General features: G+C 73.2%; 21 protein-coding genes. 3 read left to right on the top strand and 18 right to left on the bottom strand.

The features are described 5' to 3' along the window. Positions 1–96: 96 nt before the first annotated feature. Positions 97–888: a hypothetical protein gene (locus D3273_RS00370; protein ID WP_129222604.1), complete on the top strand. Its 792-nt coding sequence runs from the start codon at positions 97–99 to the stop codon at positions 886–888. 13 nt (positions 889–901) lie between these two features. Here D3273_RS00370 and D3273_RS00365 read toward each other — a convergent pair whose 3' ends face one another. The 7 genes from D3273_RS00365 to D3273_RS00335 all read right to left on the bottom strand — a co-directional run bounded on the left by D3273_RS00365 (position 902) and on the right by D3273_RS00335 (position 8,945). Continuing rightward, positions 902–2,818, bottom strand: coding sequence for an adenylate/guanylate cyclase domain-containing protein (locus D3273_RS00365; protein ID WP_165359324.1), 1,917 nt, complete (start codon positions 2,816–2,818; stop codon positions 902–904). A gap of 58 nt (positions 2,819–2,876) precedes the next feature. Then, on the bottom strand, positions 2,877–3,248 hold the full coding sequence (locus D3273_RS00360; protein ID WP_129222602.1) for a response regulator: 372 nt from the start codon (positions 3,246–3,248) through the stop codon (positions 2,877–2,879). A 213-nt stretch (positions 3,249–3,461) separates the two neighbouring features. After that, positions 3,462–4,847, bottom strand: a complete 1,386-nt coding sequence (locus D3273_RS00355; RefSeq protein WP_129222601.1) for an amidase — start codon at positions 4,845–4,847, stop codon at positions 3,462–3,464. A gap of 64 nt (positions 4,848–4,911) precedes the next feature. Beyond that, positions 4,912–5,736 carry an ABC transporter permease gene (locus D3273_RS00350; protein ID WP_129222600.1) on the bottom strand — a complete coding sequence of 275 codons (825 nt, stop codon included), beginning with the start codon at positions 5,734–5,736 and terminating at the stop codon, positions 4,912–4,914. Then, complete coding sequence (locus D3273_RS00345; RefSeq protein WP_129222599.1) at positions 5,733–6,680, bottom strand: ABC transporter permease; 948 nt, start codon at positions 6,678–6,680, stop codon at positions 5,733–5,735. The genes D3273_RS00350 and D3273_RS00345 overlap by 4 nt, the downstream gene beginning before the upstream one ends. A gap of 13 nt (positions 6,681–6,693) precedes the next feature. After that, complete coding sequence (locus tag D3273_RS00340; protein ID WP_129222598.1) at positions 6,694–8,175, bottom strand: ABC transporter substrate-binding protein; 1,482 nt, start codon at positions 8,173–8,175, stop codon at positions 6,694–6,696. A gap of 173 nt (positions 8,176–8,348) precedes the next feature. Beyond that, positions 8,349–8,945: a helix-turn-helix domain-containing protein gene (locus D3273_RS00335; RefSeq protein ID WP_129222597.1), complete on the bottom strand. Its 597-nt coding sequence runs from the start codon at positions 8,943–8,945 to the stop codon at positions 8,349–8,351. 288 nt (positions 8,946–9,233) lie between these two features. Here D3273_RS00335 and D3273_RS00330 point away from each other — a divergent pair, with 288 nt between their 5' ends. Beyond that, a complete protein-coding gene (locus D3273_RS00330) occupies positions 9,234–10,943 on the top strand; it encodes a lysine--tRNA ligase (RefSeq protein WP_129222596.1) in 1,710 nt (569 codons plus the stop codon). A 3-nt stretch (positions 10,944–10,946) separates the two neighbouring features. On the opposite strand, the gene D3273_RS00325 is transcribed toward D3273_RS00330, so the two are convergent. After that, positions 10,947–12,359 carry an aminotransferase-like domain-containing protein gene (locus D3273_RS00325; RefSeq protein ID WP_129222595.1) on the bottom strand — a complete coding sequence of 471 codons (1,413 nt, stop codon included), beginning with the start codon at positions 12,357–12,359 and terminating at the stop codon, positions 10,947–10,949. 105 nt (positions 12,360–12,464) lie between these two features. Between D3273_RS00325 and D3273_RS00320 the strand changes: the two genes are divergently transcribed. After that, positions 12,465–12,731 carry a YjiS-like domain-containing protein gene (locus tag D3273_RS00320; RefSeq protein ID WP_129222594.1) on the top strand — a complete coding sequence of 89 codons (267 nt, stop codon included), beginning with the start codon at positions 12,465–12,467 and terminating at the stop codon, positions 12,729–12,731. Positions 12,732–12,924: 193 nt separating this feature from the next. Here D3273_RS00320 and acsF read toward each other — a convergent pair whose 3' ends face one another. From acsF to bchB, 10 genes are all read right to left on the bottom strand, one after another. After that, the gene (gene acsF / locus D3273_RS00315; protein ID WP_129222593.1) at positions 12,925–14,031 is read right to left on the bottom strand and encodes a magnesium-protoporphyrin IX monomethyl ester (oxidative) cyclase; all 1,107 of its coding nucleotides are present in this window, start codon (positions 14,029–14,031) and stop codon (positions 12,925–12,927) included. Further along, complete coding sequence (locus D3273_RS00310; protein WP_129222592.1) at positions 14,028–14,333, bottom strand: hypothetical protein; 306 nt, start codon at positions 14,331–14,333, stop codon at positions 14,028–14,030. Before D3273_RS00310 ends, acsF begins: the two co-directional genes overlap by 4 nt. Then, on the bottom strand, positions 14,330–14,824 hold the full coding sequence (gene puhC / locus D3273_RS00305) for a photosynthetic complex assembly protein PuhC (RefSeq protein ID WP_129222591.1): 495 nt from the start codon (positions 14,822–14,824) through the stop codon (positions 14,330–14,332). Before puhC ends, D3273_RS00310 begins: the two co-directional genes overlap by 4 nt. A gap of 4 nt (positions 14,825–14,828) precedes the next feature. After that, positions 14,829–15,527 carry a photosynthetic complex putative assembly protein PuhB gene (gene puhB / locus D3273_RS00300; protein ID WP_129222590.1) on the bottom strand — a complete coding sequence of 233 codons (699 nt, stop codon included), beginning with the start codon at positions 15,525–15,527 and terminating at the stop codon, positions 14,829–14,831. Next, positions 15,524–16,315: a photosynthetic reaction center subunit H gene (gene puhA / locus D3273_RS00295; protein WP_129222589.1), complete on the bottom strand. Its 792-nt coding sequence runs from the start codon at positions 16,313–16,315 to the stop codon at positions 15,524–15,526. The genes puhB and puhA overlap by 4 nt, the downstream gene beginning before the upstream one ends. A gap of 15 nt (positions 16,316–16,330) precedes the next feature. Beyond that, entirely contained in the window at positions 16,331–17,785 is a 1,455-nt protein-coding gene (locus tag D3273_RS00290) for a BCD family MFS transporter (protein WP_129222588.1), read from the bottom strand. Continuing rightward, positions 17,782–18,495 carry a magnesium protoporphyrin IX methyltransferase gene (gene bchM / locus D3273_RS00285; protein WP_245500912.1) on the bottom strand — a complete coding sequence of 238 codons (714 nt, stop codon included), beginning with the start codon at positions 18,493–18,495 and terminating at the stop codon, positions 17,782–17,784. The genes D3273_RS00290 and bchM overlap by 4 nt, the downstream gene beginning before the upstream one ends. Continuing rightward, complete coding sequence (gene bchL / locus D3273_RS00280) at positions 18,495–19,319, bottom strand: ferredoxin:protochlorophyllide reductase (ATP-dependent) iron-sulfur ATP-binding protein (protein WP_245500938.1); 825 nt, start codon at positions 19,317–19,319, stop codon at positions 18,495–18,497. Before bchL ends, bchM begins: the two co-directional genes overlap by 1 nt. 149 nt (positions 19,320–19,468) lie before the next feature. Next, the gene (locus tag D3273_RS00275) at positions 19,469–23,197 is read right to left on the bottom strand and encodes a magnesium chelatase subunit H (protein ID WP_129222586.1); all 3,729 of its coding nucleotides are present in this window, start codon (positions 23,195–23,197) and stop codon (positions 19,469–19,471) included. After that, the gene (bchB, locus tag D3273_RS00270) at positions 23,166–24,833 is read right to left on the bottom strand and encodes a ferredoxin:protochlorophyllide reductase (ATP-dependent) subunit B (RefSeq protein ID WP_129222585.1); all 1,668 of its coding nucleotides are present in this window, start codon (positions 24,831–24,833) and stop codon (positions 23,166–23,168) included. Before bchB ends, D3273_RS00275 begins: the two co-directional genes overlap by 32 nt. Position 24,834: the final 1 nt, after the last annotated feature.

Here is a 24,834-nt window from a genome sequence, read left to right as displayed (position 1 = left end):
CGGTGCGCGCCGCCGCCCCGCCGCTCGATGGAACTCCGCCATCCCGGCCCCCGTTCGTTCCCGTGCGGGCCCATGCCCGCTTCGGGAGCGACCGCCATGGCCTACGACGACCTGTCCGACACCACGCCGCTGGATGCGGGGCGGGACGCGTCCGCCCGATCCGTGACGGCGTTCTTCGACACCCAGGAGGCGGCGGACCACGCGCGCGACGACCTCGTGTCGGCCGGCGTGCCGCCGACCGCGGTTCGGGTCGCGGGGGGCCAGGCCGTGACGGCCGAGGCGCCGCACCCGCACGGCTTCTGGGAATCGCTGAAGGACTTCTTCGTCCCCGACGAGGACCGGCACATGTATGCCGAGGGCCTGCGCCGCGGCGGGGTGGCGGTGACGGTCGAGACCGACACCGCCGCCTACGAGCGCGTGCTGGAGATCCTCGACCGCGACGGCGCCGTCGACATGGACGAGCGCTCGGCCGACTGGCGGGACGAGGGCTGGGGCGGCCTCGCCGGCTCGGCCCTCATCGGCGAGCGCGAGATGGCCTACACACCCTCGGGCAGCGGCACCGGCGGCTTCGCGGCCAGCCGGGCCGACCAGCCGCTCTTCGACGGGCCGATGGACAATGCCGCGATCGAGCCCGGTTCCGTCGTGCCGCCCGACCCCGACGGCTATCGTCCGGCCGGGACCGGCTTTGCCGCCGCGGCTCCCGACACCGCCTATGCGGCGGCGGCGCCCGGCCTCGGCGACACGGCGCGCGAATCGAGCCCCATGCCGGGCACGTCGCAGGTCGCGCCCACCCTGTCGTCCCCGACGCGCGACACGAGCCACGGCCGCGCCCGCGTGCGGTCCTATCTCCCGGGCGAGCCGTCGGACGGCGGTTCCGCGCGCGACTGAAGCCGCCGCCGCGTCATCGCGCCGGCGCCGGCCGGTCCGCCGCATCGGCGACCAGCTCGAAGATGTGCACGCTGCCCGTGGCGCCGCGCACCTCGGCCTCGCCCAGGTGACGGAACAGGGCGGCGTCACCGGCGGCGTCGCGGACCGCCGCGGTGACGAGGACGCGGGTCCCGAAGCGCTTGTTCAGCTGCTCGACCCGCGACGCCACGTTCACGGCGTGGCCGAGCACCGTGTAGTTGAGGCGATGGGCCGTGCCGACGCTGCCCACCATGGCCTCGCCGGCGTGGAGGCCGAAGCGGGTCGGCAGGACGGGGCGCCCCTCCGCCGCGAAGGTCACGTTCAGCGCGTCGATCCTCCGGCCGGCCCGCAGAACCGCGCGGCACACCTCCGCGGCCCGGTCCGGCACGTCGGCCGGCAGCGTCCAGAACGCCATGACGCCGTCGCCCATGAACTTGTCGAGCGTCCCTTCCGAAAGCCTGATCTCGTCGCTGATCTCGCCGAAATAACGCGACAGCTGCGGGAGGATCTCGTCCGGCGGCAGCGTTTCCGAGATGCGCGTGAAGCCGTCGATGTCGGAGAACATCACGATCACGGTTTCGCGCTTGCCGCCGACCGTGGGGATCTCGCCCCGGTCCACGATGCCGCGCACGAAGGGGGCCGGCAGGTACGTCGAGAACGAGCGCAGCGTCAGCGCGAGGGTGTCGACGGCGCCGAGGAGCCGGCGGATCTCGCGGATGTGGCTGTGGCGGGCCATGCGCTCCGGCGTGCGGAAGCGGATGATCGCCTCGACGTCCGCCGCCAGCGCGTGGATCGGGTGCGAGATCGAGCGCGATGCGGCATGGACCAGCACGAAGGCGACGCCGACGATGGCGGCCTGGATCACCAGCGACCAGACCAGCAGGCGGGTGACCGGGGCCTCGAACACCGCGACCGGCACGGTGCTGGCGATGACCAGCTGCGCGCCGTTGATGGCCAGCGGGGCGAGTTCGGCATAGACCGGGCCGTCCGCGGCCTGGAGTTCCACGCTGTGCCCGGACGGGTCGCGGCGGTAGGCCGCCAGGATGGCGTCGTCGAGCTTCGGAGACGCCGACACGCCGGACGCCGACGGGGCCGGACCCGCGGAATCTCCGACCAGGGCACCGTCGGGCGTGAAGACGACGACGCGCTCCCCGTCGAACACGAGCCCGCGCTTGAGCGCGCCCGACAGCGCCGCCAGGCTGACGTCGGCGCCGAACACGAGGTCGGCATCGTCCTGGGCGCGCCGGCTCAGCGTGAAGCCGAACCCGTTGTCGTCCTTGAACCTGTAGGCCGGCGTGGCCACGGCCCGCTCGGTCGCGACCGCCATGCGGTACCAGGGCCGCCGTCGCGCATCCATCCCCATCGCGGCCGGCACCGCCGCCGGCATCGCGGCCGTCGTGGTGTGGAACGTGGCGTCGAGGAACACGTAGCGGTCCCGGGCCGCGGGATCGGGACCGCCGATCTGCACCACGTAGGCGGCGGGGCGGGCCACGTCCCCGTCGCCTGCCTGGGGCGGCATCCCGATCACGCGCCGAGCGATGACGTAGCGGCCATCGGCGCTGGCCGTGACGAGCGACTGCACGGACGGCGACGTCGCCACGAGGTTGGCGAGCACGCGGACCAGCAGCCGCCCCTGCGTTTCGGGATCGGACGGCGGCGGCGGGTCGACCGACAGCGTGTTCAGCACCGCATCGGCGCCGTCGAGCTGCAGGGCGACCTGCGACGTGACGCCGGAGATGAGGATGTCGAACTGCTGGTCGACCTGCTTGCGCAGCAGGCGCGCGGAGGCTTCGCCGTTCAACCACACGAGCGCGCCGCTCGACAGCAGCAGGATCAGCGTGAACGCGAGGCCGATGGCGGTGCGCAGGCTGATCGTGACGTCGGCGGTGCGGGCGCGTGATCTGCCGGACAAGGGTGATCGCCTCAGCGGCATCGGGAGCCCCATCCCCTCGACCGCCGGAGGCGACGCGTCAAGCGGCGGAGCGCATCGCGTCCTGCATGGTGTGCAGCACGTCGGCGGGGTGCCAGGGCTTCGGCACGTAGCGGACATGCGGCCCGAGATGGGTGGGCTTGGTGCGGTGGTTGCCGGACGTGACCAGCACGGCGATGTCGGGGCACACCGCCGTGACGATCGCGGCCAGCTCCAGCCCGTCGGTGTCGCCCGGCAGGTAGACGTCGGTGAAGATCGCCGCGACGTCGGCCTTGTGGTCGCGCACGTAGTCGATGGCGGCGCCGCCGTCGGCGAATTCCACGACGACGATGCCGGCCTCCTCGAAGAGGCTGGTGGCGGTCAGGCGGACGAGGGGTTCGTCCTCGACGACGACGACGGTGTTGCGGCTCATGGCGGTCTCCGGAAGGCTCGCGCCGCGGGGTTACGGTGCCGCCGGGGCCCGCGCGCCCGAAGGCTCGGCGAACGACCCGGCGGAGCGCGGCCCCATCGGCCGTCCTCGATCCTGCGCGGGACTTGCCGCGCCTTTGCGGCGCCGGGGCGGGCGCCGCAGGGCGTTTATGTTGCAGTGCACCCAAACCTGGGATGAACGGCGGCGCCCGCGCGATCAGGCGGCCGGCCAGGCCGGATGGAAACCGCGCGCCCGCTCGTAGAAGGCCGCGAGCCGCAGCACCGCCAGGTCGGCGAAGCGGGGGCCGACGATCTGCAGCCCGATGGGCGGCCCGGAGGACGCGCGGCCGCAGGGCAGCGACACGGCCGGCTGTTCGCCCATGTTCCACGGCACCGTGAAGCCGATGTGTTCGAAGGGCCGGGCCGGGTCGTCGAGCGGCGATGCCCACTCGGCCGGGTAGGACAGGACGGGGATCGTCGGCGACAGCAGGGCGTCGACCCCTTCGAACAGCCGGCCGCATCGGGTCCGCATCTCGTTGGTGGCGTCGTAGCCCTTCACGGCGGCGACCCCCGACACGGCGGAGCCCCCCTCGGCCCAGGTCCGGATGTAGGGCAGCACGGACGCCCGCTCGTCCGCCGTCATGGCGCCGATCTCCGCCCAGGCGCGGGCGCGCCAGAAGTCGTCGAGCCCGCCGAGCAGGGCGGGCGTCATCACGGGATCGACGGCGACGATCTCGGCGCCGGCATCGGCGAAGACCCGCGCCGCCGCCGCGACGGCCGCCGCCACCTCGGGGTCCACCGGCAGCCCGCAGCCGGCGTCGCGCATCAGGCCGATGCGCAGGCCGCGCGGGTCGCCGTCCAGCGCCCCCCAGGCGACGTCCGAGGGCGGCAGGGCCGTGTCGTCGCGCGGATCCGGCCGCGACAGGGCCGCCATGGCGAGCGCGGCATCCGCCACGCTGCGGGTCATCGGGCCGGCGCAGCGGCCCAGGTAGTAGGGGGAGACGGGCACGCGGCCGTGGCTCGGCTTGAAGCCGACGGTGCCGGTCAGCGCCGCGGGCAGGCGGATCGAGCCGCCGATGTCGGTGCCGAGGTGGATCGGCCCGTAGCCGGCCGCCGCCGCCGCGCCCGCGCCCGCGCTCGACCCGCCCGGGTTCGTCGCGAGGTCCCACGGGTTGCGAGTCAGCGGGTGGAAGGACGACAGGCCCGAGGTGAGCATGCCGTGGTCGGGGCAGGTGGTCTTGGCGAAGATCACCGCGCCCGCTTCGCGCAGCCGCGCCGCCGGGGGCGCGTCGCGCTCCGCCGGCACCAGCGGAGTCGCGGCGCATCCCCGCGGCACCGGCACGCCGCGCGTGGCGATCAGTTCCTTCACGGTGGCGGGCACGCCGTCGAGCGGCCCCAGGGGAGCTCCCCGCGCCCATCGCTCCGTCGACGCCGCCGCGTCGCGTCGCGCGCCTTCGGGATCGTAGGCGTAGAGGGCCGCGATCCGCGGTTCCCAGGCGTCCACGCGCCGTTCCACCGCCGCCCAGGCCTCGGAGGGCGACAGGGTGCGGGCGGCGAAGCCGGCCGCGAGTTCGGCGGCGCCCATGTCGGCGGGGTCGGTCATCGGCGGCTCCTGTGGGCGAGGTCGCAGGGCGGGGGCGGTCCCACGCCGTCGTGCCGTCGGGCCGTCACGGGGCGGGTCCGCGCCGGTCGACGCGGTCGCGCAACCCGTCGCCCAGCATGTTGAAGCCCAGCACGGCCAGCGCCACGGCGGCGCCGGGCACGATCGCCAGCCAGGGCGCCGGGCCGAGAAACGTCTGCGCGTCGGCCAGCATGCGGCCCCAACTCGGGGTCGGGGGCGGCGCGCCGAGCCCGATGTAGCCGAGGCCGGCTTCGGTCAGGACGGCGAGGCCCAGCTGGATGGACGCCTGCACGACGAGCAGCCCGGCGATGTTGGGCAGCACGTTGCGCCAAGCGATGCCGAACGCGCCGCGACCCATGGCGCGCGCCGCCAGGACGTAGTCGGCGGTCCACACGCGCCGGGCCCCGCCCCGCGCCACCCGGGCGAAGACCGGCACGAGGAACAGCGCGATGGCGGCCACCGCCGTGCCGCGGCCCGGGCCGAGCAGGGTGCCGAGCAGCAGGGCGGACAGGATCGGCGGCACGGCGAAGACGACGTCGCAGGCCCGCATGGCGGCCGCGTCGAACCAGCCGCCCCGCGCCGCGGCGGCGAGCCCGAGCGCCGTGCCGGCCGCGCCGCCGAGCGCCACGGAGGGCAGGGCGACGAGCAGCGAGGTCCAGGCGCCCGCCATGGTCATCGACAGCACGTCGCGGCCGAAATTGTCCGTGCCGAGCAGGCCGAGGCCCGCCGGGAGCCCACCGGCCAGCGGCGGCCGGAGCTTGAAGGGGATGTGGAGGCGCGTCGGCGGCTCCGGCGTCCAGGCGAGCGACAGCAGCGCCACGGCGACGAGCGCCCCCGTGACGGCGAGGCCGATGGCCAGCCGGCGGTTCACGCGGCGTCCCGCTGGCGCGGGTCGAGCGCCAGGCCGGCGAGGTCGACGGCGAAGTTCACCAGGATGACGAAGGCGGCGAGGAGCAGGACGACGTCCTGCACCACGACCGCGTCGCGCTGGGCGAAGGCCTGCACGGCGAGCCGCCCCAGGCCCGGCAGGGCGAAGACCGTCTCGACCAGCACCGCGCCGGCCACCAGGAAGGACAGCTGCAGGCCCAGAACGGTGAGGATCGCCGGCAGGGCGTTGCGCAGGGCGTGCCGCCACAGGACGGTGCGGGGACGCAGCCCTTTCGCGCGGGCGGTGCGGATGAAGTCCTCGCCCAACGCGTCGAGCATGGCGCCGCGCGCCACCCGCGTCAGCACGCCGGCCTGGGGCAGCGCCAAGGCTATGGCGGGTAGCAGGAGGGCCCGGAGCGCAGGCGTTGCGCCGCCCGCCCAGCCCGGGAAGCCGCCGGCCGGCATCCAGCCGAGCCGCACGGCGAAGAGCAGCACCAGCAGGAGCCCGATCCAGAAGCCCGGCACGGCGGTCGTGCCCTGCGCGAACACCGCCGCCGCGGCGTCGAGCGCGCCGCCGCGCCGGGCCGCGGCGGCGACGCCCAACGGCAGGGCGGCGCCGACCGCCAGCGCCAGCGCCACCAGGGCGAGCGGGAGCGTGACGGCGAGCCGGTCCGCGACCAGCCCCGCCACCGGCACGCCGTAGGTGGTGGAGGTGCCGAGGTGGCCCGTGACGGCCCCGCCGAGCCAGGCCGCGTAGCGCAGTGGCGCCGGCCGATCGAGGCCCATCTCGGCGCGCAGCGCCGCCAGCGTGTCGGGGCGCGCCGCGGTGCCGAGCATCACGGCGGCGGGGTCGCCCGGCAGCACGTCGAGCGCGGCGAAGATCGCCGCCGACGTCAGGAGCAGCGTCACGACCAGGCCGGCGAAGCGCCGGAGGAGCAGCGCCGCCACGGCGCGGGCCGCGTCACTCGTCCCAGCGCACCTCCGTGAGGTCGTTGGACGGGATCGGCTCGTCGGTCCACAGGCCCCGGAGCCCGGCGGTCCACACGCCGAGCTTGGGGATGGCGTAGAGGTAGAGGGCCGGCACGTCCGCGGCGAGGATGCGCTGGGCCGTCCCGTAGGCGGCGTTTCGCGCCGCAGGGTCGGGCGCGCGCTCGGCCGCCGCGACCGCGGCGTCGAAGGCCGAGTTCCGGAAACCGAAGTAATAGTCCGGCCGGGCGTAGATGGCGATGTCGAGCGGTTCGGCATGGGCCACGATCGTCATGTCGAAGTCGTGCTTCTTGAAGACGTCGGCGATCCAGGCCGCGGGAAACTCCGTGGGTAGGATCGTCATCGTCACGCCGACATCGGCGAACATGGCCTGCAGGATCTCCGCCGAGCGGGTGGCGTAGCCCATCTGCGGCACCCTGATGGCGAAGCTCAGGCCGTCCGGGTGGCTGGCCTCGGCGAGCAGCGCCCGGGCCTTGGCGGGATCGTAGGGCAGGGCCCCGGTGAGGTCGAGGAAGCCGGGGTCGTCCGGCGCGTAATGGCTGCCGATGGGCGTGCCGAAGCCCGACGACACGGCGTCGACCAGGGCGCGGCGGTCCACGGCCATCATCAGCGCCCGGCGCACCCGCACGTCGTCGAAGGGGGGCTTCGCCCCGTTCATGCCCGCCACGACCTTGAGCTCCGTGTCGCCCGCCACGGCTTCGAAGCGCGGATCGGCCTTGAAGTCGGCGAAGAGTTCCGGGGCCGACAGCTCGGGCACGGCGTCGAGGCCGCCCGCGCGGAGCGCCGTCGCCTGGGCCTGGGCGTCGCCCACGAAGCGGAAGGTCGCGGCTTCCAGCGCCGGGGCATGCGCGGCGTCCCAGTAGCCGGGATCTCGGACCAGCTCGACGCGGTCGCCCTTCACCCAGCGCGCGACCTTGAACGGGCCGGTGCCGACGGGGTCGGTGCGGTCGGCGTCGGCGCTGTTCGGCGCCAGCATCACCGATGCCGGCCAGCCGAGCCAATACAGCAGGTTGGCCGACGGCTGCTTCAGCCGCACCACCAGCGTTGCGGGATCGGGCGCCTCGACGGCGTCGATGACGGAGAAGAACTGCTTCTGCGGGTTGGTGGAGGCGGGGCCCCGCGCGCGGTCGAGCGTGAACTTGGCGGACGCCGCGTCGAAGACCTCGCCGTCGTGGAACCTGACGCCGGTCCGCAGCGAGAACGTGTAGGCGAGCCCGTCCGGCGACACGGTCCAGCCCGTCGCCAGCTGCGGCTGCACGGCGCCGCGGCGGTCGAGCCGCACGAGGCCCTGGTACACGTTCTGCCAGGTGACCTGGCCGATGGCCACCGGCGCCGCCACGGTGGGATCGAGGCCCGTCGGCTCCACGCTCATCCCGATCACGGCGGACGTCCTCGGGGAAGCGGCGGCCGGGCTCGCGAGGAGCAGGGCGGCCAGGACGACGGCGCGACGGGCCATGGCGGGCGACCTCGGTTCGGGCGCGGGGAGCGCCGGTTCGGGCGCGCCGGCCGGCGCCCCCCGCCAGTCTAGGCAGGCTCGCGTCGTGTGTCACACGCTTCGCGCGCTCGACGGTCCGGGTCGGCGCGGGCTTCGCCCGGAGCGGCGCGGGCCGCCGCCCCGGCATCCGCTCCTCAGGTCAGCGCCGGGGTGTTGACCCAGAACACGCTGGCGCGTGTCGGCCCCACGTTGCGATAGCTGTGGGGCTGGTCGGACCGGAACGCGAAGGCATCCCCGGCGCTCAAGCGGTGCGCGCGCCCATCGATCAGCAGCTCGATCTGCCCGTTGAGCAGGAACCCCGCCTCTTCCCCGGCGTGCTGCTGCTCCCCGGGGCTCGACGCCCCCGCTTCCACGTGGACGATGTTGCAGCGGAGCGTATGGCCTTCGGCGTCGGGGATCACCCGCTCCACCGCGATGGCGCGGTCGAGCAACGGCACGGGAGGACGATGGCCCGCGCGGAAGATGATCGGTGCCCGGCTGTCGCGGTCGTCGAACATCCACCCCATGCTCATGTCGAGCGCCTTGACCAGCCGGTTCAGCATGGGCAGCGACGGATAGGCCTTGCCGTTCTCGATCTTGGACAGCAGGCTTTCCGAACAGCCCGCGGCATCGGCCAGGACCTTCAGCGTCATCCCCCGCATCTGGCGGGCCTGGCGCAATCGCGCGCTCAACCTTTCCGACGTCCGCGCGTCGAGAACGTCCTTGTCGTCCCTGCCCTTGATGTCGTGCATCGGATGATCCGTCAACCTGAGGTCATGTTCAACGTATGATATGTGAGCTAAAAAAGGTCAATATCTAGCTGTGCGGCACCGTCGACAGGGTGAATGCCCCTCGATTGCACTCACACGCGTCCCGGGAGGCGCGGTCCCCCTCGGGGCCGCAGGCGAAATGGCGGCCGAGGCGCGGCCGTGTGGGCGGCGCGGGCGCCATTGCAAAGCCGCGGGGGCCGTGTTTGTGACCGGGGGAGAGACATCGCGCCGCGGCGCGTTCCGACGAAAACCAACGAGGTCACCACCACGATGCCGCCCCTCGCCATGCCGGCCGACATCCTCGGCTCCGCCACCGCCTGGCCGTTCGAGGAAGCCCGCAAGCTCGTGAAGCGCGTCGAGCGCACCGGGCAAGGGAGCGTGCTGTTCGAGACGGGCTACGGCCCCTCGGGCCTGCCCCACATCGGCACCTTCGGCGAGGTCGCCCGCACCTCCATGGTGCGCCACGCCTTCCGGGCGCTCACGGGCGACCGCATCCCGACGCGCCTCGTGTGCTTCTCCGACGACATGGACGGGCTCCGCAAGGTGCCCGACAACGTGCCGAACCAGGAGATGCTGCGCCAGCACCTCGGCCGGCCGCTGACCGAGGTGCCCGACCCGATCGAGCCCGGCATCAGCTTCGGCCACGCCAACAACGCGCGGCTGCGCGCTTTCCTGGACCGCTTCGGCTTCGACTACGAGTTCGTGTCGTCGACCGAACTGTACCGCGCCGGCCGCTTCGACGCGGCGCTGCTGCTGATGCTCCAGCGGCTCGACGCCGTGATGAGGATCATGGTGCCGAGCCTCGGGGCCGAGCGGGCCGCCACCTACTGCCCGTTCCTGCCCATCCACCCCGAAAGCGGCGTCGTGATGCAGGTGCCGCTGGTGTCGCACGACGTCGCGGCCGGCACGATCTCCTGGCGCGATCCCGTCTCCGGCACCCTGTTCGAGACGCCGGTGACGGGCGGCCGGTGCAAGCTGCAGTGGAAGCCCGATTGGGCGATGCGCTGGCACGCGCTCGGCGTCGACTACGAGATGGCCGGCAAGGACCTGATCGACTCGGTGAAGCTGTCCGGGCAGATCGTGCGCGCGCTCGGCTCCGAGCCGCCCGAGGGATTCAACTACGAGCTCTTCCTCGACGAGAACGGCCAGAAGATCTCCAAGTCGAAGGGCAACGGCCTGTCGATCGACGACTGGCTCACCTACGCGTCGCCCGAAAGCCTGTCGCTCTTCATGTTCCAGAAGCCGTCGGCGGCGAAGCGGTTGTTCTTCGACGTCATCCCGCGGGCGGTGGACGAGTATCTCGGGTTCCTCGACGCTTTCGGGCGGCAGGGCGACAAGGAACGGCTCGGCAACCCGGCCTGGCACATCCATGCCGGCGCGCCGCCGGAGCCGGAGCGGCTCTCGCCCGAGGGCGGCAGCGGCACCACGGTGTCCTTCGTCATGCTGCTGAACCTCGCCGCCGTGGCCAACAGCGAGGATCCGGCGGTGTTGTGGGGCTTTCTCCGCCGCTATGCCCCGGGCGTGTCGCCCGACACGCATCCGCGGCTCGACGGGCTGGTCGGCTACGCGGTGCGCTTCTTCCGCGACTTCGTGCGTCCCGCAAAGCGCTACCGCGCGCCCGACGACGTCGAGCGCGGCGCCCTGCTGGCGCTCGATGCCGCGCTGGCGGCGCTGCCCGAGGGCGCGTCTGCCGAGGACGTGCAGGCGGCGCTCTACGACGTGGCGCGGCCGATCCCCCGCTATCAGGACTTCAAGGCCAAGACCGCCACGCCGGAGCGGCCGGGCGTGTCGAACGAGTGGTTCAACACGCTCTACCAGGTGCTGCTCGGCGAGGAGCGGGGGCCGCGCTTCGGCTCCTTCGCGGTGCTCTACGGCATCCCCGAAACGCGGGCCCTCGTCGCCAAGGCGCTCGACGGCGGGCTCATCGCCGAACAGGTCGCGTTTCTGGCGGGGCGGGGGACGCCGCCCGCCGCGGCCTGACGGTCAGCCGGCGCGCTCGATCGCGCGCGCCAGCACCTCGAAGATGCGCGGCTCGGCGCAGGCGGCGGCGTTGAAGCGCAGGAACCCCGTCGACGAGCGGGACGCGCTGAACACGTCGCCCGGGGCGAGCAGCACGTCCTCCTCCAGCGCGAAGCGCGCCACCGCGGCGGCGTCGAGGCCGCCGGGAAGCTCCGCCCACAGGTAGGGACCCGACCGCGGCTCCAGCATCGGGGCGAGCCCGCAGGCGCGAAGCCGGGCCAGCGTCAGCGCGCGGTCCCGCGCGAGCTTGCCGCGCAGCGCTTCGACGTGGCGCTTGTAGGTGCCGCTCGACAGCACGCGGTGGGCCACCTGCGCCGACAGGTTGCTGCCGCTGTGGCAGGTCGACAGCTTGAGGTCGATCAGCCCTTCGATCCAGTCCGGCCGCGCCACGACGAAGCCGTTGCGCATCGCGCCCGACACCGTCTTCGAGAAGCCGCCGACCAGCACCACGCGGCGGAGGCCGTCCGCGGCGGCGAGGCGCGGGGAAGGCTCCGGCTCGAAATCGGCGAAGCAGTCGTCCTCGACGACGATCATGTCGTGGCGCTCGGCGAGGGTCAGCACGCGATGGGCCGTGGCGGCCGACAGGGTGGCGCCCGTGGGGTTCTGCGGCCCGGCCGTGGTCAGGTAGATGCGGGGCCGCTCGGCGGCGATCACGCGTGCCAGCGCCTCGACGTCGACGCCGTCGGCGCCGAACGGCACCGACACCACGCGGGCGCGGTGGCTGAGCAGCAGGGCGAGAAAGTTGAAGTAGCAGGGGTCGTCGACCAGCACGGTTTCGCCGGGTTCGATGAGGTAGCGCAGCACGAGGTCGAGCCCGTGGCTGACCGAATCGGCCAGCATCACCCGGTCCGGCTCGGCCGCGACGCCGCGGGCGCCCAGGTGCAGGGCGATCTGCTCGCGGAGCGGCGCCAGGCCGAGCGGGCTGGCGTAGCGCAGGCGGCCGGCCGGGTCCGGGTCGCGCGCGATGTCGCGCAGCGCCCGCTGCACCGCCTCATCGGGCATATAGCTGTCCGGCAGCAGGCCCCAGCCGGGTTTCAGCACGTCCGGCCCGCAGGACAGGTTCTGGCGCGTCATCCACAGCGGGTCGATGGCGCGGTCGAGGTCGGGGCGCAGGCTCTGCAGCGACAACGGGCGCGTGGTGCCCTCCACGTAGAAACCCGAGCCGCGGCGGGACGCGATGGCGCCCTCGGCGACCAGCCGCTCGTAGGCGTCCACCACGGTCGACTTCGACACGCCCAGCGCCTGGGCGAACTCCCGGACGGAGGGCAGGCGGGCGCCGGGGGCGAGGCGGCGCGACGCGATCCGCCCCCGGATGTCCGCCATGACGGCGCCGACGCGGGTGCCGGAGGCGATCGGCTGGGAAACGAGATCGTGCATCTGTGCTGGTCTTCGGGCCGGACAGTTTCGCCGAAGTGTACCTGAGTGTCCCTGTTTGCACCAGCGCTCGACCCTCATTCTGGCCGGCATCGGAAGGGAAACACCATGACGGATTCAGCCAGGAGCCTCGGGACGACGCGGAGCGACGCCACGGTGGCCGTGTGGGCCGCGCTGCGGTCGGCGGCGGGATGGCCGGTGCGGGTCTACCGGGCGCGGGCGCTCATGCACCAGTTGGCCGGGCTCGACGCCCACGAGTTGCGCGACATCGGGCTGACGCCGGGCGACCTACGGGACGCTTCGGCGCTCGCCTTCGACGCCGACCCGTCGCTGGCGCTGCGGCGGCGCGCGGAGGAGCGCCGACGGTGGCGCTGAGCCCTCCACGGCGGCGTCCCGGGCGGAGCGGAGATCGGGGATCCCGTCGCTTCGACGGGGCGCGGCCGGCCGGGATCCGCCGCGGCCGTCCCGACGGGGTCCGGGGCCGGCCCCGGAACGGCGCCCGCGAGCCGGTATCAGCGCCCGCGAGGCTTCGCCGCGCAGCCCGCCCCAGACCTCGTCGGGCCGGCGCTCACCACACCGGTTTCAGGTGGCTCGACGCGGGACGGGCGTTGGGCTTGGCCGGCAGCGTGTAGAGGCGCAGGAACGTCCAAGCGTTGGCGGCGATGCCGGCGTAGCGCTTCAGCGTCCCGATCGCACCGCCCCGGCGGCGGGCTTCGGCGATCCGCACGGACGACAGGCGGATGCGCTCCAGGCCGGCGCGAAAGCGCGCGTCGTGGGTGTCGAGCACCAGCGGGAACACCTGCCTGGTGATCTCGGAGGTGATGTCGAAGACGCGGTGGTCGTAGTCGGTCGGGTCGATGCCGAGCGCCTCGTGGAAGGCCGGGCGCTGGTGGTCGCGCACGTACATCGTGGCGTAGACGGCGAGCAGGAAGAAGCGGATCCACAGCTTGTTGACGCCGGACAACAGCTTCGGGTCGCTGCGCATCAGGATCGCGAAGGCTTCGCCGTGGCGGAACTCGTCGTTGCACCACTTCTCGAACCACTTGAAGATCGGGTGGAAGCGCCGCTCCGGGTGCCGCTCGAGGAGGCGGAAGATGGTGATGTAGCGGGCGTAGCCGATCTTCTCGCTGAGGTAGGTCGCATAGAAGATGAACTTCGGCTGGAAGAACGTGTATTTCTTCGCCTTGGTGAGGAAGCCGAGGTTGACGCCGATGCCGAACTCCTTCAGCGCGTCGTTGATGAAGCCCGCGTGGCGGGCCTCGTCGCGGCTCATGTAGGTGAACAGTTCCTTGATGTCGGCGTTCTTGCCGCGCCGCTTCATCTCCTTGTAGAGGATGCAGCCCGAGAACTCGGCCGTGAGCGAGCTGACGAGGAAGTCGACGAATTCCTTGCGCAGCCCTTCGGGCAGCGCCGCGAGGTCGATCCTGTCCCACTCCTCCGTGCGCTTGAAGTGGTGGCGGTTGGGGTCGGACTTCAGCTCGGCGATCAGCGCGTCCCATTCGCCCCGCACGCTCGACACGTCGGTGCGGTCGAGCTTCACGAAATCCGTGGTGTAGAAGCGCGGCGCGAGGAGCGTGTCCTCGCGGGCGAGCTGGTCGGTGTCGGCGACGGGAGCCGCCGCGGCGGCCGGGACCCCGTCGCGGAGCGGCGCGCGTTCGGAAACGATGGCGCTCATCGGAGCTGTTCCCCTGAGAAGCTGAACTCGCACAGTTCCATGAATTCGAAGTCGCCGGTCAACCGCGTCCACAGCCGCTCCACCGCGCCGGCGCGCCGGATGGTGGCACGGCGGCGCAGGATGCGGGTTTCGCCGAACGGCACCTGCACGGGATCGCCGTGGACCAGCACCTCGTCGCCGGGCTCGATCACCACGCCGCCGTCGAGGCGGACGTGGGCGTGAAGCGCTTCGAAGGTGTTCTCCACCTCCAGCGTGCAGGTGACCTCGACGCTTCTGCCGCCGAAGGGCGATCTCCACCTCATCGCGCCACCTCCTCCGGCCTCACGAACTGCGCGAAGGCCTGCACCTGGGTGGGGCCGAAGGCGCGCAGGTCGACGTTCTGGTGCGTGCCGAGGTCCTGCAGCCACACGCCGCCGTCGCGGGCCAGCGACACCCGGAAGGCGCCCACGGCCGGCTCGCCGTAGCGGGTGCGGTTGCGCAGCATGCCGCGCACCAGGGCGCGGATGAAGCCGGCGTCCTCGGGGTCGAAGTCCTTCACGACCTGCCCGCCCCGGTCCGCGTCCCGCACCGTGAGGGTCTTGTCGTCGTTTTCGGTGAAGACGAGGTCGCGGCTCACCACCGCCACGGGGGCGGGCTCGACCGTGCGGCCGATGCCGGTGGCGTGGCCGAAGGCGCAGAACGCCACGGTCGCCACCATCAGGGCCGCGCCGCCGGCCACGATCGGCTTGGGCAGCGGGTGGTTCGGGTCCGGATAGGGGCTGGCCGCGAGGGCCTTGAGGGCGTCGACGCTCATCGGCTCAGGCCGCCGCGCCGGCGGGCTGCGCCGCGCCGTGCGGGCCGTAGCCGCCCGGCTGGGCCACGGGCGCCGGCTGCACCGCCGGGGCGTCGATCGTGCGGCCGAGGCGGAGCGCTTCGCGCTCGGCGGCGACCCTGAGGGCTCCGGCCACGATCACCTTGACCTCCTCGATCCTGGGCACGGCCCGCATCATCGGCGAAGCGGGGAACAGGTGCCAAGGCCGAGCGTAGGGCCAAAGCTGGTGAAAGGCCAAGCGGCCTTTCCGCGGCAGTGTGAAGGCGAGGTCGCCCCGGCCCGCGAAGCCGCGGCGCACCCGCATGGCCTCGATGGTGTCGAGCGGCAGGTTGATCAGCGCCGGCAGCGCCACCCCGTAGCACATGACGAGCCGGCGGTCGGTCACGGTGAACACCGTGGCGCGGGCGGACAGCCAGGCCAGCAGGCACACCAGCGACAGGGCGAGCGCCATCGGCATGAGCACGACGGAGAAGTCGGCCAGCGCCTGGGCGCGGGTGCCGCCGTCATGCAGGGTCGTGGCGAGGTGCCACACGCCGATGCCGACGAAGTAGAACAGCACCCAGGGCGCCCCGAAGGCTTCGAGCGCCAGGTGGCGCCAGTCCGGCTTGCCGCGCCACAGCACGGTTTCGCCGGCGGGGAGGTCGGCGGCGCCGATCTCGCGCGGGATGTCGCTGAACTCGCTCATGCCTTGTCCTCCCTCTCCATCGGCTTGCTGTAAAGGTGGCCGCCCGCGTAGTAGGCGTTGATGCGGTCTTCCTCGCGCAGGTTGATGATGTCCGGCACGGCGAGGCGCGGCACCTTGGCGAACTGCGTCGCCGTCAGCATGCCCACCACCGCCATCTTGTCGCGCGGGCGGATGTCCGCGAAGGCGACCGGGAGGATCACGCGGTCGTTGCCGAACTGCGGCATGACCTGCACCTCGAAGTAGCGCCCGAACAGCTCGGACACGTTGATCCACAGGTCGGCGATCGTGCCCACCTTCACGCCGTCGCGCGTCACCACGTCCATGCCGATCGGGCTCGTCTCGGTGCCCTCGAGCGCGTGCTCGGGCATCTTGCGCAGCGGCCTGATGTTGGGCTCGCCGTGCCAGGTCAGGTCCGGCACCTCTTCCTTCAAGGCGTAGGACGCAGGGCCCACGCCGTCGACCAGCGGGTCGCCGGTCGGCACGTAGGGGGACCCGGGAAAGTCGTGCAGCGGGACCAAGATGCCGGTGAGGTCGCGCTCCTCGCGGGGGCCGGGCGCCAGGATGGGTTCGCCGAACTTGCGCAGGAACACCTTGGGCTTCGGCATGGGGGGGAACCCCACCACCTGCACGCGGCCGCCGGTGCGGTCCGTGCGGTCGGACTCGAGCGGGTAGCCTTCGCGCTTGTCCTCCATGCGCAGATGGTACACCAGCCCGAGGAAGAACAGCAGGAAGAGGATGAACAGCACTTCGGGGATGTCGATCTGCTGCGTGAAGTTGACGTGCGGCATGGGGGGCTCCGCGGTTCAGTTTCGGGTCTGGACGAGGGCAGCGGCGGCCCGCGCCCGGCGCGCTGCGGCGAGGCGTCCCTGGGCGGCGTCGGCGCCGGGCAGGCGCACCATCGGGCCGAGCACGGCCAAGCCGGCGAACAGCAGGGCGAGCTCGACGTGGTACACCACCCCGTAGCCCGCGGACGCGTCGGCGAGGGCCGGGCCGAACAGCGCGGCGACGCCGGGCGATTCGACGAGGTCGCGCAGGCCGCCGCCGGCCGCGATGGCGACGCCCGCGGCCGTCGCCTGCACGGCGCCCCACAGGCCGAGCGCCAGTCCGTTGCGCGAAGAGCCCCCGAGCGCCATGGCGGCCGTCAGCGTGCCCACCGCGAAAAGGCCGCCGCCGAAGCCGATGGCGGCCGTGCCGGTCCCGAACAGCCACAAGGAATGGAGGGCGCCGGCGAAGATCATCGCCACCACGGCGGGGATGCCGGCCGCGAGGCCGAGCGCCCCGATGAGGTGGGCGTCGGCGCCGCGGCCGAGCATGCGCGCCGCCAGGGCGAACGCGAGGAGCGTGCCTGCGGCCAGGAGCGCGGTCAGCAGCGTGGTGCCGGACACCGACAGGCCGAAGACCGCCCCGCCGTAGGGCTCCAGCAGCACGTCCTGCATGCCGAAGGCGGCGGTGCCGAGCGCCAGGGCGCCGAGCAGCCGCACCGGGCGGCGCGTCCGGTCGAGCGCCCGCCACGACTGGCCGAGCGTGGGCACGGGCTCGGGCGAGCCGGGCTTGTGCGCCGTGCGGCGCTCCTGGTTCCAAACCCCGATCGTGTTGAGCAGGAAGGTGGCGAGCGCGGCGGCGTGGATGCAGCGGATGAGGCGCGTGGCGTCGAAGTCGCGCAGGAGCCAGCCGAACAGCAGCGCGCTGACCACCATGCCGACGAGCAGCATGGAATACAGCATGGCGACGACCCGGGGGCGCGACGCCGGCGGGGCGAGGTCGGTGGCGAGCGCGAGGCCGGCGGTCTGCACGGTGTGGAGGCCGGCGCCCACCAGGATGAAAGCCAGCGACAGGCCGACGTGCCCGACCGCCGTGGTGCGGGAGTCGTGGTCGCTCAGCACCAGCAGGCCGAAGGGCATCAGGGCGAAGCCGCCGAACTGCAGCAGCGTCCCCATCCACACGTAGGGCACGCGGCGCCAGCCGATGATCGAGCGGTGGTGGTCCGACTTCTGCCCGATCAGGGCGCGGAACGGCGCCACGATCAGCGGCAGCGCGATCAGAAAGGCCACGAAGGACACCGGCAGGCCGAGCTCGATCACCATGACGCGGTTCAGCGTGCCGTTGAGCAGCACCAGCGCCATGCCGACCGACACCTGGAACAGCGACAGCCGCAGCAGGCGGCCGAGCGGCAGCTCGGCCGTGCCGGCGTCGCCGAACGGCACCGTGCGGGCGACGGATCGCAGCAGCGCGAAGGGCGTGGGGGCGCGGAGCTTCATCGGCGCACCGCTTCGATGGCCTGGCTGGTGTAGAAGCCGCTGGCGACCCGCTCGCTCCACCCCGCTTCCCAGCCCGACAGGCCGGGGGCCGCGGCGAGGCGGCGGCGCAGCGCGGCCTCGCCGACGGGCACGAGCGACGGCGAGCGCTCGCCGCGCGGGAACAGCCGGCCGACCGCGTGCATGGCCGCGAGAAGCTTCGTGCGCGGCGCGAAGGTGAAGAGCAGCGTGCCGTCGCAGGCGGCAGCCAGCCGCTCCGCCATGCGGACGATGTCGGCGAGGTCGTAGTGGATCAGCGAGTCCATGGCGACGACGTGGTCGAAGCGGCCGTGGCCGCCGCCCAGCATGTCGCCGGCCTCGAAGCGCACGGAGCCACGCAGGCCCGCCGGCACCCGCTCGCGGGCGAAGCCCACCAGCGTCGGCGAGATGTCGACCGCCACGACGTCGGCGCCGCGCCGCGCCGCCTCGATGGCGAGCGCCCCCGTGCCGCAGCCGGCGTCGAACAGGCGGCGGCCGGCGAGGTCGGCCGGCAGGCGGGACAGCAGGGTCGTGCGCATGCGGTCGCGCCCGGCACGCACGGTGGCGCGGATGCCCGACACCGGCGCGTCGGAGGTGAGGCGCCGCCAGGTTTCGGCCGCGGTGCGGTCGAAATAGGTCTCGATCTGCGACCGGCGGGTCTCGTAGGCGTCGTTCTCGGCCGTCATGGCGCTCATCAGTCGAACCCCAGGAAGTCGAAGATGTCGCGGTCGCGCATGGCGCGGCCCTCGCACGGCACGGTGCCGGCCCACAGCGTCGCGGCGAGGCGGAGGTATTCCTCCTTCACGGCGTCGAGCTCGGGGGTGGCGGGCATCTCGAACAGCGTCGACTTCTTCAGCCGCGAGCGGCGGATGGCGTCGAGGTCGGGGAAATGGGCAAGGCGGGTCAGGCCCGTGGCGGCGTTGAACCGGTCGATCTCGTCGGTGCCGGCCGAGCGGTTGGCGATGACGCCCGCGAGCCGCACGTCGTAGTTCTTCGACTTGGCCGCGATGGCCGCCACGATGCGGTTCATCGCGAAGATGGAGTCGAAGTCGTTGGCGGTGACCACCACGGCGCGCTCGGCGTGCTGGAGCGGGGCCGCGAAGCCGCCGCACACCACGTCGCCCAGCACGTCGAAGATCACCACGTCGGTGTCTTCGAGCAGGTGGTGCTCCTTCAGCAGCTTCACGGTCTGGCCCACCACGTAGCCGCCGCAGCCCGTGCCGGCCGGCGGCCCGCCGGCTTCGACGCACATGACGCCGTTGTAGCCCTCGACCACGAAGTCCTCGGGGCGCAGCTCCTCGGCGTGGAACTCCACCGATTCCAGCACGTCGATGACGGTGGGGATCAGGCTCTTCGTCAGGGTGAAGGTGGAATCGTGCTTCGGGTCGCAGCCGATCTGCAGCACGCGCTTGCCGAGCTTGGAGAAGGCCACCGACAGGTTCGACGAGGTCGTGGACTTGCCGATGCCGCCCTTGCCGTAGACGGCGAACACCTTGGCGCCCTCGATCTTCGCGTCCATCCGCACCTGGACGCTGCCGTCCCCGTCCGGGCGCCCCGGCGAGCGGGGCGGGGGCGGGCGGCGGACCGCGGGGGACGTCACGCCGGCGCGGGCCGTGATGTCGAGCCGCGACGCCGCGGCGCTGGCGAGCGCCGCCCTGTCGTGAGCGGTCATGCGGCGACTCCCATGTTGACGGCGCGGCCGGGGACGATGCCCTCGAGCCGGTCCTCGAGTTCGTCCCCGGCGGCCCGAAGCGCGTCGAGCTCGGCGTCGGTCGGGGTCCAGTAGCGGCGTTCCTGCGCCTCGATCAGCCGGTTGGCGACGCGGGCGGAGGCCACCGGGTTGAGGCTGGCCAGGCGTTCGCGCATGGCGCCGTCGAGCACGAAGGTTTCGGCGAGGCGGCGGTACACCCAGGGGTCGACCTGCCCGGTGGTGGCCGACCAGCCCATGGTGTTGGTGACCTGGCTCTCGATCTGGCGGACGCCTTCGGAGCCGTGCTCCAGCATGGCCTCGTACCATTTCGGGTTCAGCGAGCGGCTGCGCGTTTCCAGCGCCACCTGCTCGCCGAGCGAGCGCACCTTGGCGGCCCCGCGCGTGGCGTCGGCGATGTAGACGGGCACCGGCGCGCCGCCCCGGGCGGACGCGGCGGCGCGCGACACGCCGCCGAGCGAGTCGAAATAGTGGTCGATGGTGGTGACGCCGAGTTCCACCGATTCGAGGTTCTGGTAGGCGAGGTCGACGTCGGCGAGCGCGGCCTGCATGAGCTTGGACTGCTGCGCCGACCGGCCGCGGCGGTCGTAGGCGAAGCTTTTGCGCGCCGCGAAGGCTTGCCCGAGCTCGCCCTCGCCCTGCCACGCGCCCGCGTCGACCAAGTGGTTGACGTTGGATCCGTAGGTGCCGTCGGCGTTGGAGAAGACGCGCAGCGCCGCCGTCTCCATGTCGCAGCCCGCTTCGCGCTGGTAGCGCAGCGCGTGCTTGCGGACGAAGTTCGCTTCCGTGGGCTCGTCCGCCGTGGCGGCGAGCCAGGCCGCCTCGGCGAGCAGCGTCGTTTGCAGGGGCAGCAGGTCGCGGAAGATGCCGGACAGCGTCATCAGCACGTCGATGCGCGGGCGCGCCATCTCGGCGAGCGGGACCAGGGCCGCGCCGCACAGGCGGCCGAAGCTGTCGAAGCGGGGCACCGCGCCCAGCAGCGCCAGCGCTTGGGCGATGGGGCCGCCCTCGCTTTTCAGATTGTCGGTGCCCCACAGCACCAGCGCCACCGTTTCGGGCACGCGGTGGCTTTCGGCGAGGTAGCGCGCCAGCACCTGCTCGGCTTGGCGCCGGCCCTGGTCGACCGCGAAGGCGGACGGGATGCGGAACGGGTCGAAGCCGTGGAGGTTGCGGCCCGTGGGCAGGACGGCCGGGTTGCGGACGAGGTCGCCGCCCGGCGCCGGACGGACGAACCGACCGTCGAGCGCGCGCATCAGCGCTGGCAGCTCGTGGTCCACCCGCAGCAGCGCGTCGATGCGGGCGAGCTCGCGCAGCTCCGCCGGCGCGTCGGGGGCCGGGGGCACCCGGGCGACCGTGATGGCCTCGATGGCGTCGCGGCTCGGGGCGTCGCCGCCCGCCATCTCGGCCATGGTGGCGAGGAGGTCGGCCCGCTCGGCCGCCGTCGGGGGCTCGCCCACGGCGTGGAGGCCGTGGGGGATCAGCGTCTGTTCGAGTTCCTCCACGGCGCGGCGCAGGGTTTCCACCTCGCCGAGCGAGGCGTCGGTCCAGGCCGGCTCCTCCGGGGCGAGGTCGAGCGCGGCCGCGGCGGCCTGGATGGCGGGCGCCAGCTCGGCACGCTCGCCGGACGCATCGCCCGGCAGGCCGCGCCAGCGCTCGACGAGGCCCTTCACGTCGACGAGGCCGCGGTACAGGCCGGCCTGCGTCACGGGCGGGGTGAGGTAGCTCACCAGCGTGGCGGCCGAGCGCCGCTTGGCGATGGCGCCCTCGGACGGGTTGTTGGCGGCGTAAAGGTACAGGTTGGGCAGATCGCCGATCAGCCGCTCGGGCCAGCAGGCGTCCGACAAGCCGACCTGCTTGCCGGGCATGAACTCCAGCGCGCCGTGGGTGCCGAAATGCAGCACCGCGTGGGCGGCGAAATCGTCGCGGATGTAGCGGTAGAAGGCCGAGAAGGCGTGGGTCGGGGCGAAGCCGCGCTCGAACAGCAGCCGCATCGGGTCGCCCTCGTAGCCGAAGGCGGGCTGCAGCCCGACGAAAACGTTGCCGAACGCGGCGCCGAGCACGAACAGGTGGCGGCCGTCGGCCTGGGCGCGGCCCGGTGCCGGCCCCCATTGCGCCTCGATCTCGGCGAGGTGGGGCTCGCGGGCGACGTGGTCCTCGGCGGGGACGAATGCCGCCACGTTGGCCGGCATGCCGTGGCGGGCGGCGTTGCCCTCCAGCACGCGGGCGCGCAGCGCGTCCACGCTGTCCGGCACGTCGACCGCGTAGCCCTCGGCCTTCATGGCCCGCAGCACGTTCAGCAGCGAGCGGAACACCGACAGGAAGGCGGCCGTGCCGGCCGCGCCGGCGTTGGGCGGGAAGTTGAACAGCACGATCGCGACGCGGCGCTCGGCGAGGGCCGAGCGGCGCAGCGCCACCTGCTTCGCCACGCGGCGCGCCAGGGCGGAGCAGCGCTCGGCGTCGGCGCGCATCGGGGCCGAAACGCCGGGGGCGGACGCCCGCCCCCGCCCGCCGAACACGATCGGCGCCGTCGAGCCGTCGATCTCGGGGATCGCCACCATCATGGTGGCCTCGACCGGCGACAGGCCGGTATCGGAGGCGCGCCAGTCCTCGACGGTCTGGAACTCCACCGCCTGGGCCTGGATGCAGGGCACGTCGAGCTCTGCCAGCATGGCTTCGGCGGCGGCGGCGTCGTTGTAGGCGGGCCCGCCGACCAGCGAGAAGCCGGTGAGGCACACGAGCGCGTCCACGGTGGCGCGGCCTTCGGCCATGAAGAAGGTGCGGATCGCGGCGCGGCTGTCCAGCCCGCTGGCGAAGGCGGGCACGACCGTCAGGCCGCGCGCCTCCATGGCGGCGATGACGCCGTCGTAATGGCCGGTGTCGCCGGACAGCACGTAGGAGCGCATGACGAGGAGGCCGACCGTCCCCGCCCCCGCACGGCCGCGTGCGGGGAGGGCCAGGAGGTCCGTGGCGATGCGGGCCGGCAGCTTCGGGTGGTACAGGCCGACGTCCGGATAGTCGACCGGCGCCGCCGGGGCGAGGCGGCCGACGAGGTGGGCGCGCGGGCCCGACGCGTAGCGGCCGACCAGCAGCCGCACCATGCCGGCGAAGTTCTCGTCCGAGCCGGCGAGCCAGAACTGCATGGCGAGGAAATAGGCCCGCACGTCCTGGGCGGTGCCGGGGACGAACTTCAGGATCTTCGGCAGGCGGCGCAGCATCGCCATCTGCTTCGCGCCGGCATCGGGGCTGCCGGGCGCGCCGCCCTTGCCGGACTTGCCGCGCAACCGCTTCAGGAAGGACAGCATGCCGGAGCTGTTCGACCCGTCCATGGAGAACTTGCCGACGCGGGTGAGCCGCACGATCTCGCCGGCCGACATGAAGCACAGCATGGCGTCGCAGTGCGGGCGCCGCGCCACCAGGGCCGGCATCACCGCCCGGATGTGCGGCTCGAGGAACATCATGTTGACGAGCACGATGTCGCCGGCGCCGATGTCGGCGACGCAGCGCTCGAGCGAGGCGGGGTCGCGGTCCCAGTCGGTGGCGGCGTGGAACGCCATGGACAGGCCGGGGATCTCGGGGCGGAGCTGCCGCTCGGCGGCCGCGACCGCCTGGGCGACGTGGCCGTTGAGCGTGAGGACGACGACGCGGACGGGGACCATCTCAACGGCCCCCGAAATGCGCTTTGGCGTCATACAGCGTCTCCAGCGTGATCTCGGCGAGGCCGCCGAGTTCGGCGAAGGCTTCGGTGTTGCGGCGCGCCTTGCCCCGCACGAAAAACGGGACCTTCCTCAGCTCGCGCTCGGCGTCGGGCGTCCAGATGGGCGGAGCGTCCCCCGTTTCCCCCGGATGCAGGGAAAGGTCGGCGCGCGGCGGCGACGGATGCGGGGGGAGGTCGGGACCGTTCGGGGCCTTCCCCTCGCCCGTCCGCTGCGCCGACCCCGCGTCCCCGCCGGGGAGGCGGGCGGACCCGCCCGCGTGAGCCGCGCCCAGATGCGACGCCGGCGCGCCGTCGTGGAACTCGCCGTCGTCGCGGAACATGCCGAGGAGGTGTTCTTCCAGCCCCATCATCAGCGGGTGCACCCAGGAGTCCCAGAGCACGTTGGCGCCCTCGAACCCCATCTGCGGTGAGTAGCGGGCCGGGAAGTCCTGCACGTGGACGGGCGCCGAGATCACCGCGCAGGCGATGCGCAGCCGCTTGGCGACGTGGCGCTCCATCTGGGTGCCGAGCAGCAGTTCGGGCGCCGCCGCCACGATGGCGGCCTCCACCTCGAGGGAATCGTCGGAGATCAGCGCCGTGAGGCCGAACTCGGCCGCGGCGGCGCGGACCTCGCGGGCCTGTTCGCGGGAATAGGACCCGAGGCCGACCACCTCGAAGCCGAACTCGTCGCGCGCCACGCGGGCCGCCGCGACCGCGTGCGTGGCGTCGCCGAACACGAACACGCGCTTGCCGGTGAGGTAGTTGGAATCCACCGACCGCGAGAACCACGGCAGCCGCGACGATGCCGCGTCGAGCGCCGGCGCGGGGTCGAGGCCGGCCAGCGCCGCCACCTCGGCGACGAAGCGCCGCGTCGCGCCCACGCCGATCGGCACCGTGTCGACGATCGGCTGGCCGAAGGTCTTCTGCAGCCAGCGCGCCGCCGTGCCGGCGATCTCGGGGTAGAGCACGACGTTGAAGTCGGCGTCGCCGAGGCGCGCGAGGTCGGCCGGCGAGGCGCCGAGCGGCGCCACGACGTTGACGGCGACGCCGAGGCTTTCGACGAGCCGGGTCACCTCCACGACGTCGTCGCGGTGCCGGAAGCCGAGCGCCGTCGGCCCGAGGATGTTGCAGCGGGGGCGGCTATCCCCGCGGGGGCCGTCCGGCGCTGCCGCGGCGCCCTTGCCGGCGCCCTTGCCGGCGAGCGTGCGGACGAGCGCGTAGAAGGTTTCCGCCGCGCCCCAGTTCTCCTTGCGCTGGTAGGAGTGCAGCTCCAGCGGGATGACGGGCACCGGCAGGGCGAGCGCGCGGGCGAGGCCGCTGGGGTCGTCCTGGATCAGCTCGGCCGTGCAGGACGAGCCGACCAGCATCGCCTGGGGGGCGAAGCGCGCGTAGGCGTCGGCGAGCGTCGTTTGGAACAGCCCGGCCGTGTCGCCGCCGAGGTCGCGCGCCTGGAACGTCGTGTAGGTCACGGGCGGCCGGGCGTCGCGGCGCTCGATCATGGTGAAGAGCAGGTCGGCGTAGGTGTCGCCCTGGGGGGCGTGCAGCACGAAATGCACGCCCGACATCGCGGTGGCGACCCGCATGGCGCCGACGTGCGGGGGGCCCTCGTAGGTCCAGACGGACAACTGCATG

The sequence above is a fragment of the Lichenibacterium minor genome, assembly GCF_004137685.1.
GTDB classification, from domain to species: Bacteria; Pseudomonadota; Alphaproteobacteria; order Rhizobiales; family Beijerinckiaceae; genus Lichenihabitans; species Lichenihabitans minor.
The sequence above is the reverse complement of the archived record's forward strand: the minus strand, read 5'-3'. Positions and strand labels throughout refer to the sequence as shown.

Excerpts from the sequence above, each read along its gene's own strand:
- D3273_RS00370 (WP_129222604.1), top strand. The coding sequence starts at position 97 with ATGGCCTACGACGACCTGTCCGACACCACGCCGCTGGATGCGGGGCGG.
- D3273_RS00360 (WP_129222602.1), bottom strand. The coding sequence starts at position 3,248 with ATGAGCCGCAACACCGTCGTCGTCGTCGAGGACGAACCCCTCGTCCGC.
- D3273_RS00355 (WP_129222601.1), bottom strand. The coding sequence starts at position 4,847 with ATGACCGACCCCGCCGACATGGGCGCCGCCGAACTCGCGGCCGGCTTC.
- D3273_RS00340 (WP_129222598.1), bottom strand. The coding sequence starts at position 8,175 with ATGGCCCGTCGCGCCGTCGTCCTGGCCGCCCTGCTCCTCGCGAGCCCG.
- D3273_RS00335 (WP_129222597.1), bottom strand. The coding sequence starts at position 8,945 with ATGCACGACATCAAGGGCAGGGACGACAAGGACGTTCTCGACGCGCGG.
- D3273_RS00330 (WP_129222596.1), top strand. The coding sequence starts at position 9,234 with ATGCCGCCCCTCGCCATGCCGGCCGACATCCTCGGCTCCGCCACCGCC.
- D3273_RS00325 (WP_129222595.1), bottom strand. The coding sequence starts at position 12,359 with ATGCACGATCTCGTTTCCCAGCCGATCGCCTCCGGCACCCGCGTCGGC.
- D3273_RS00320 (WP_129222594.1), top strand. The coding sequence starts at position 12,465 with ATGACGGATTCAGCCAGGAGCCTCGGGACGACGCGGAGCGACGCCACG.
- acsF (WP_129222593.1), bottom strand. The coding sequence starts at position 14,031 with ATGAGCGCCATCGTTTCCGAACGCGCGCCGCTCCGCGACGGGGTCCCG.
- D3273_RS00310 (WP_129222592.1), bottom strand. The coding sequence starts at position 14,333 with ATGAGGTGGAGATCGCCCTTCGGCGGCAGAAGCGTCGAGGTCACCTGC.
- puhC (WP_129222591.1), bottom strand. The coding sequence starts at position 14,824 with ATGAGCGTCGACGCCCTCAAGGCCCTCGCGGCCAGCCCCTATCCGGAC.
- puhB (WP_129222590.1), bottom strand. The coding sequence starts at position 15,527 with ATGAGCGAGTTCAGCGACATCCCGCGCGAGATCGGCGCCGCCGACCTC.
- puhA (WP_129222589.1), bottom strand. The coding sequence starts at position 16,315 with ATGCCGCACGTCAACTTCACGCAGCAGATCGACATCCCCGAAGTGCTG.
- D3273_RS00290 (WP_129222588.1), bottom strand. The coding sequence starts at position 17,785 with ATGAAGCTCCGCGCCCCCACGCCCTTCGCGCTGCTGCGATCCGTCGCC.
- bchM (WP_245500912.1), bottom strand. The coding sequence starts at position 18,495 with ATGAGCGCCATGACGGCCGAGAACGACGCCTACGAGACCCGCCGGTCG.
- bchL (WP_245500938.1), bottom strand. The coding sequence starts at position 19,319 with ATGGACGCGAAGATCGAGGGCGCCAAGGTGTTCGCCGTCTACGGCAAG.
- D3273_RS00275 (WP_129222586.1), bottom strand. The coding sequence starts at position 23,197 with ATGACGCCAAAGCGCATTTCGGGGGCCGTTGAGATGGTCCCCGTCCGC.
- bchB (WP_129222585.1), bottom strand. The coding sequence starts at position 24,833 with ATGCAGTTGTCCGTCTGGACCTACGAGGGCCCCCCGCACGTCGGCGCC.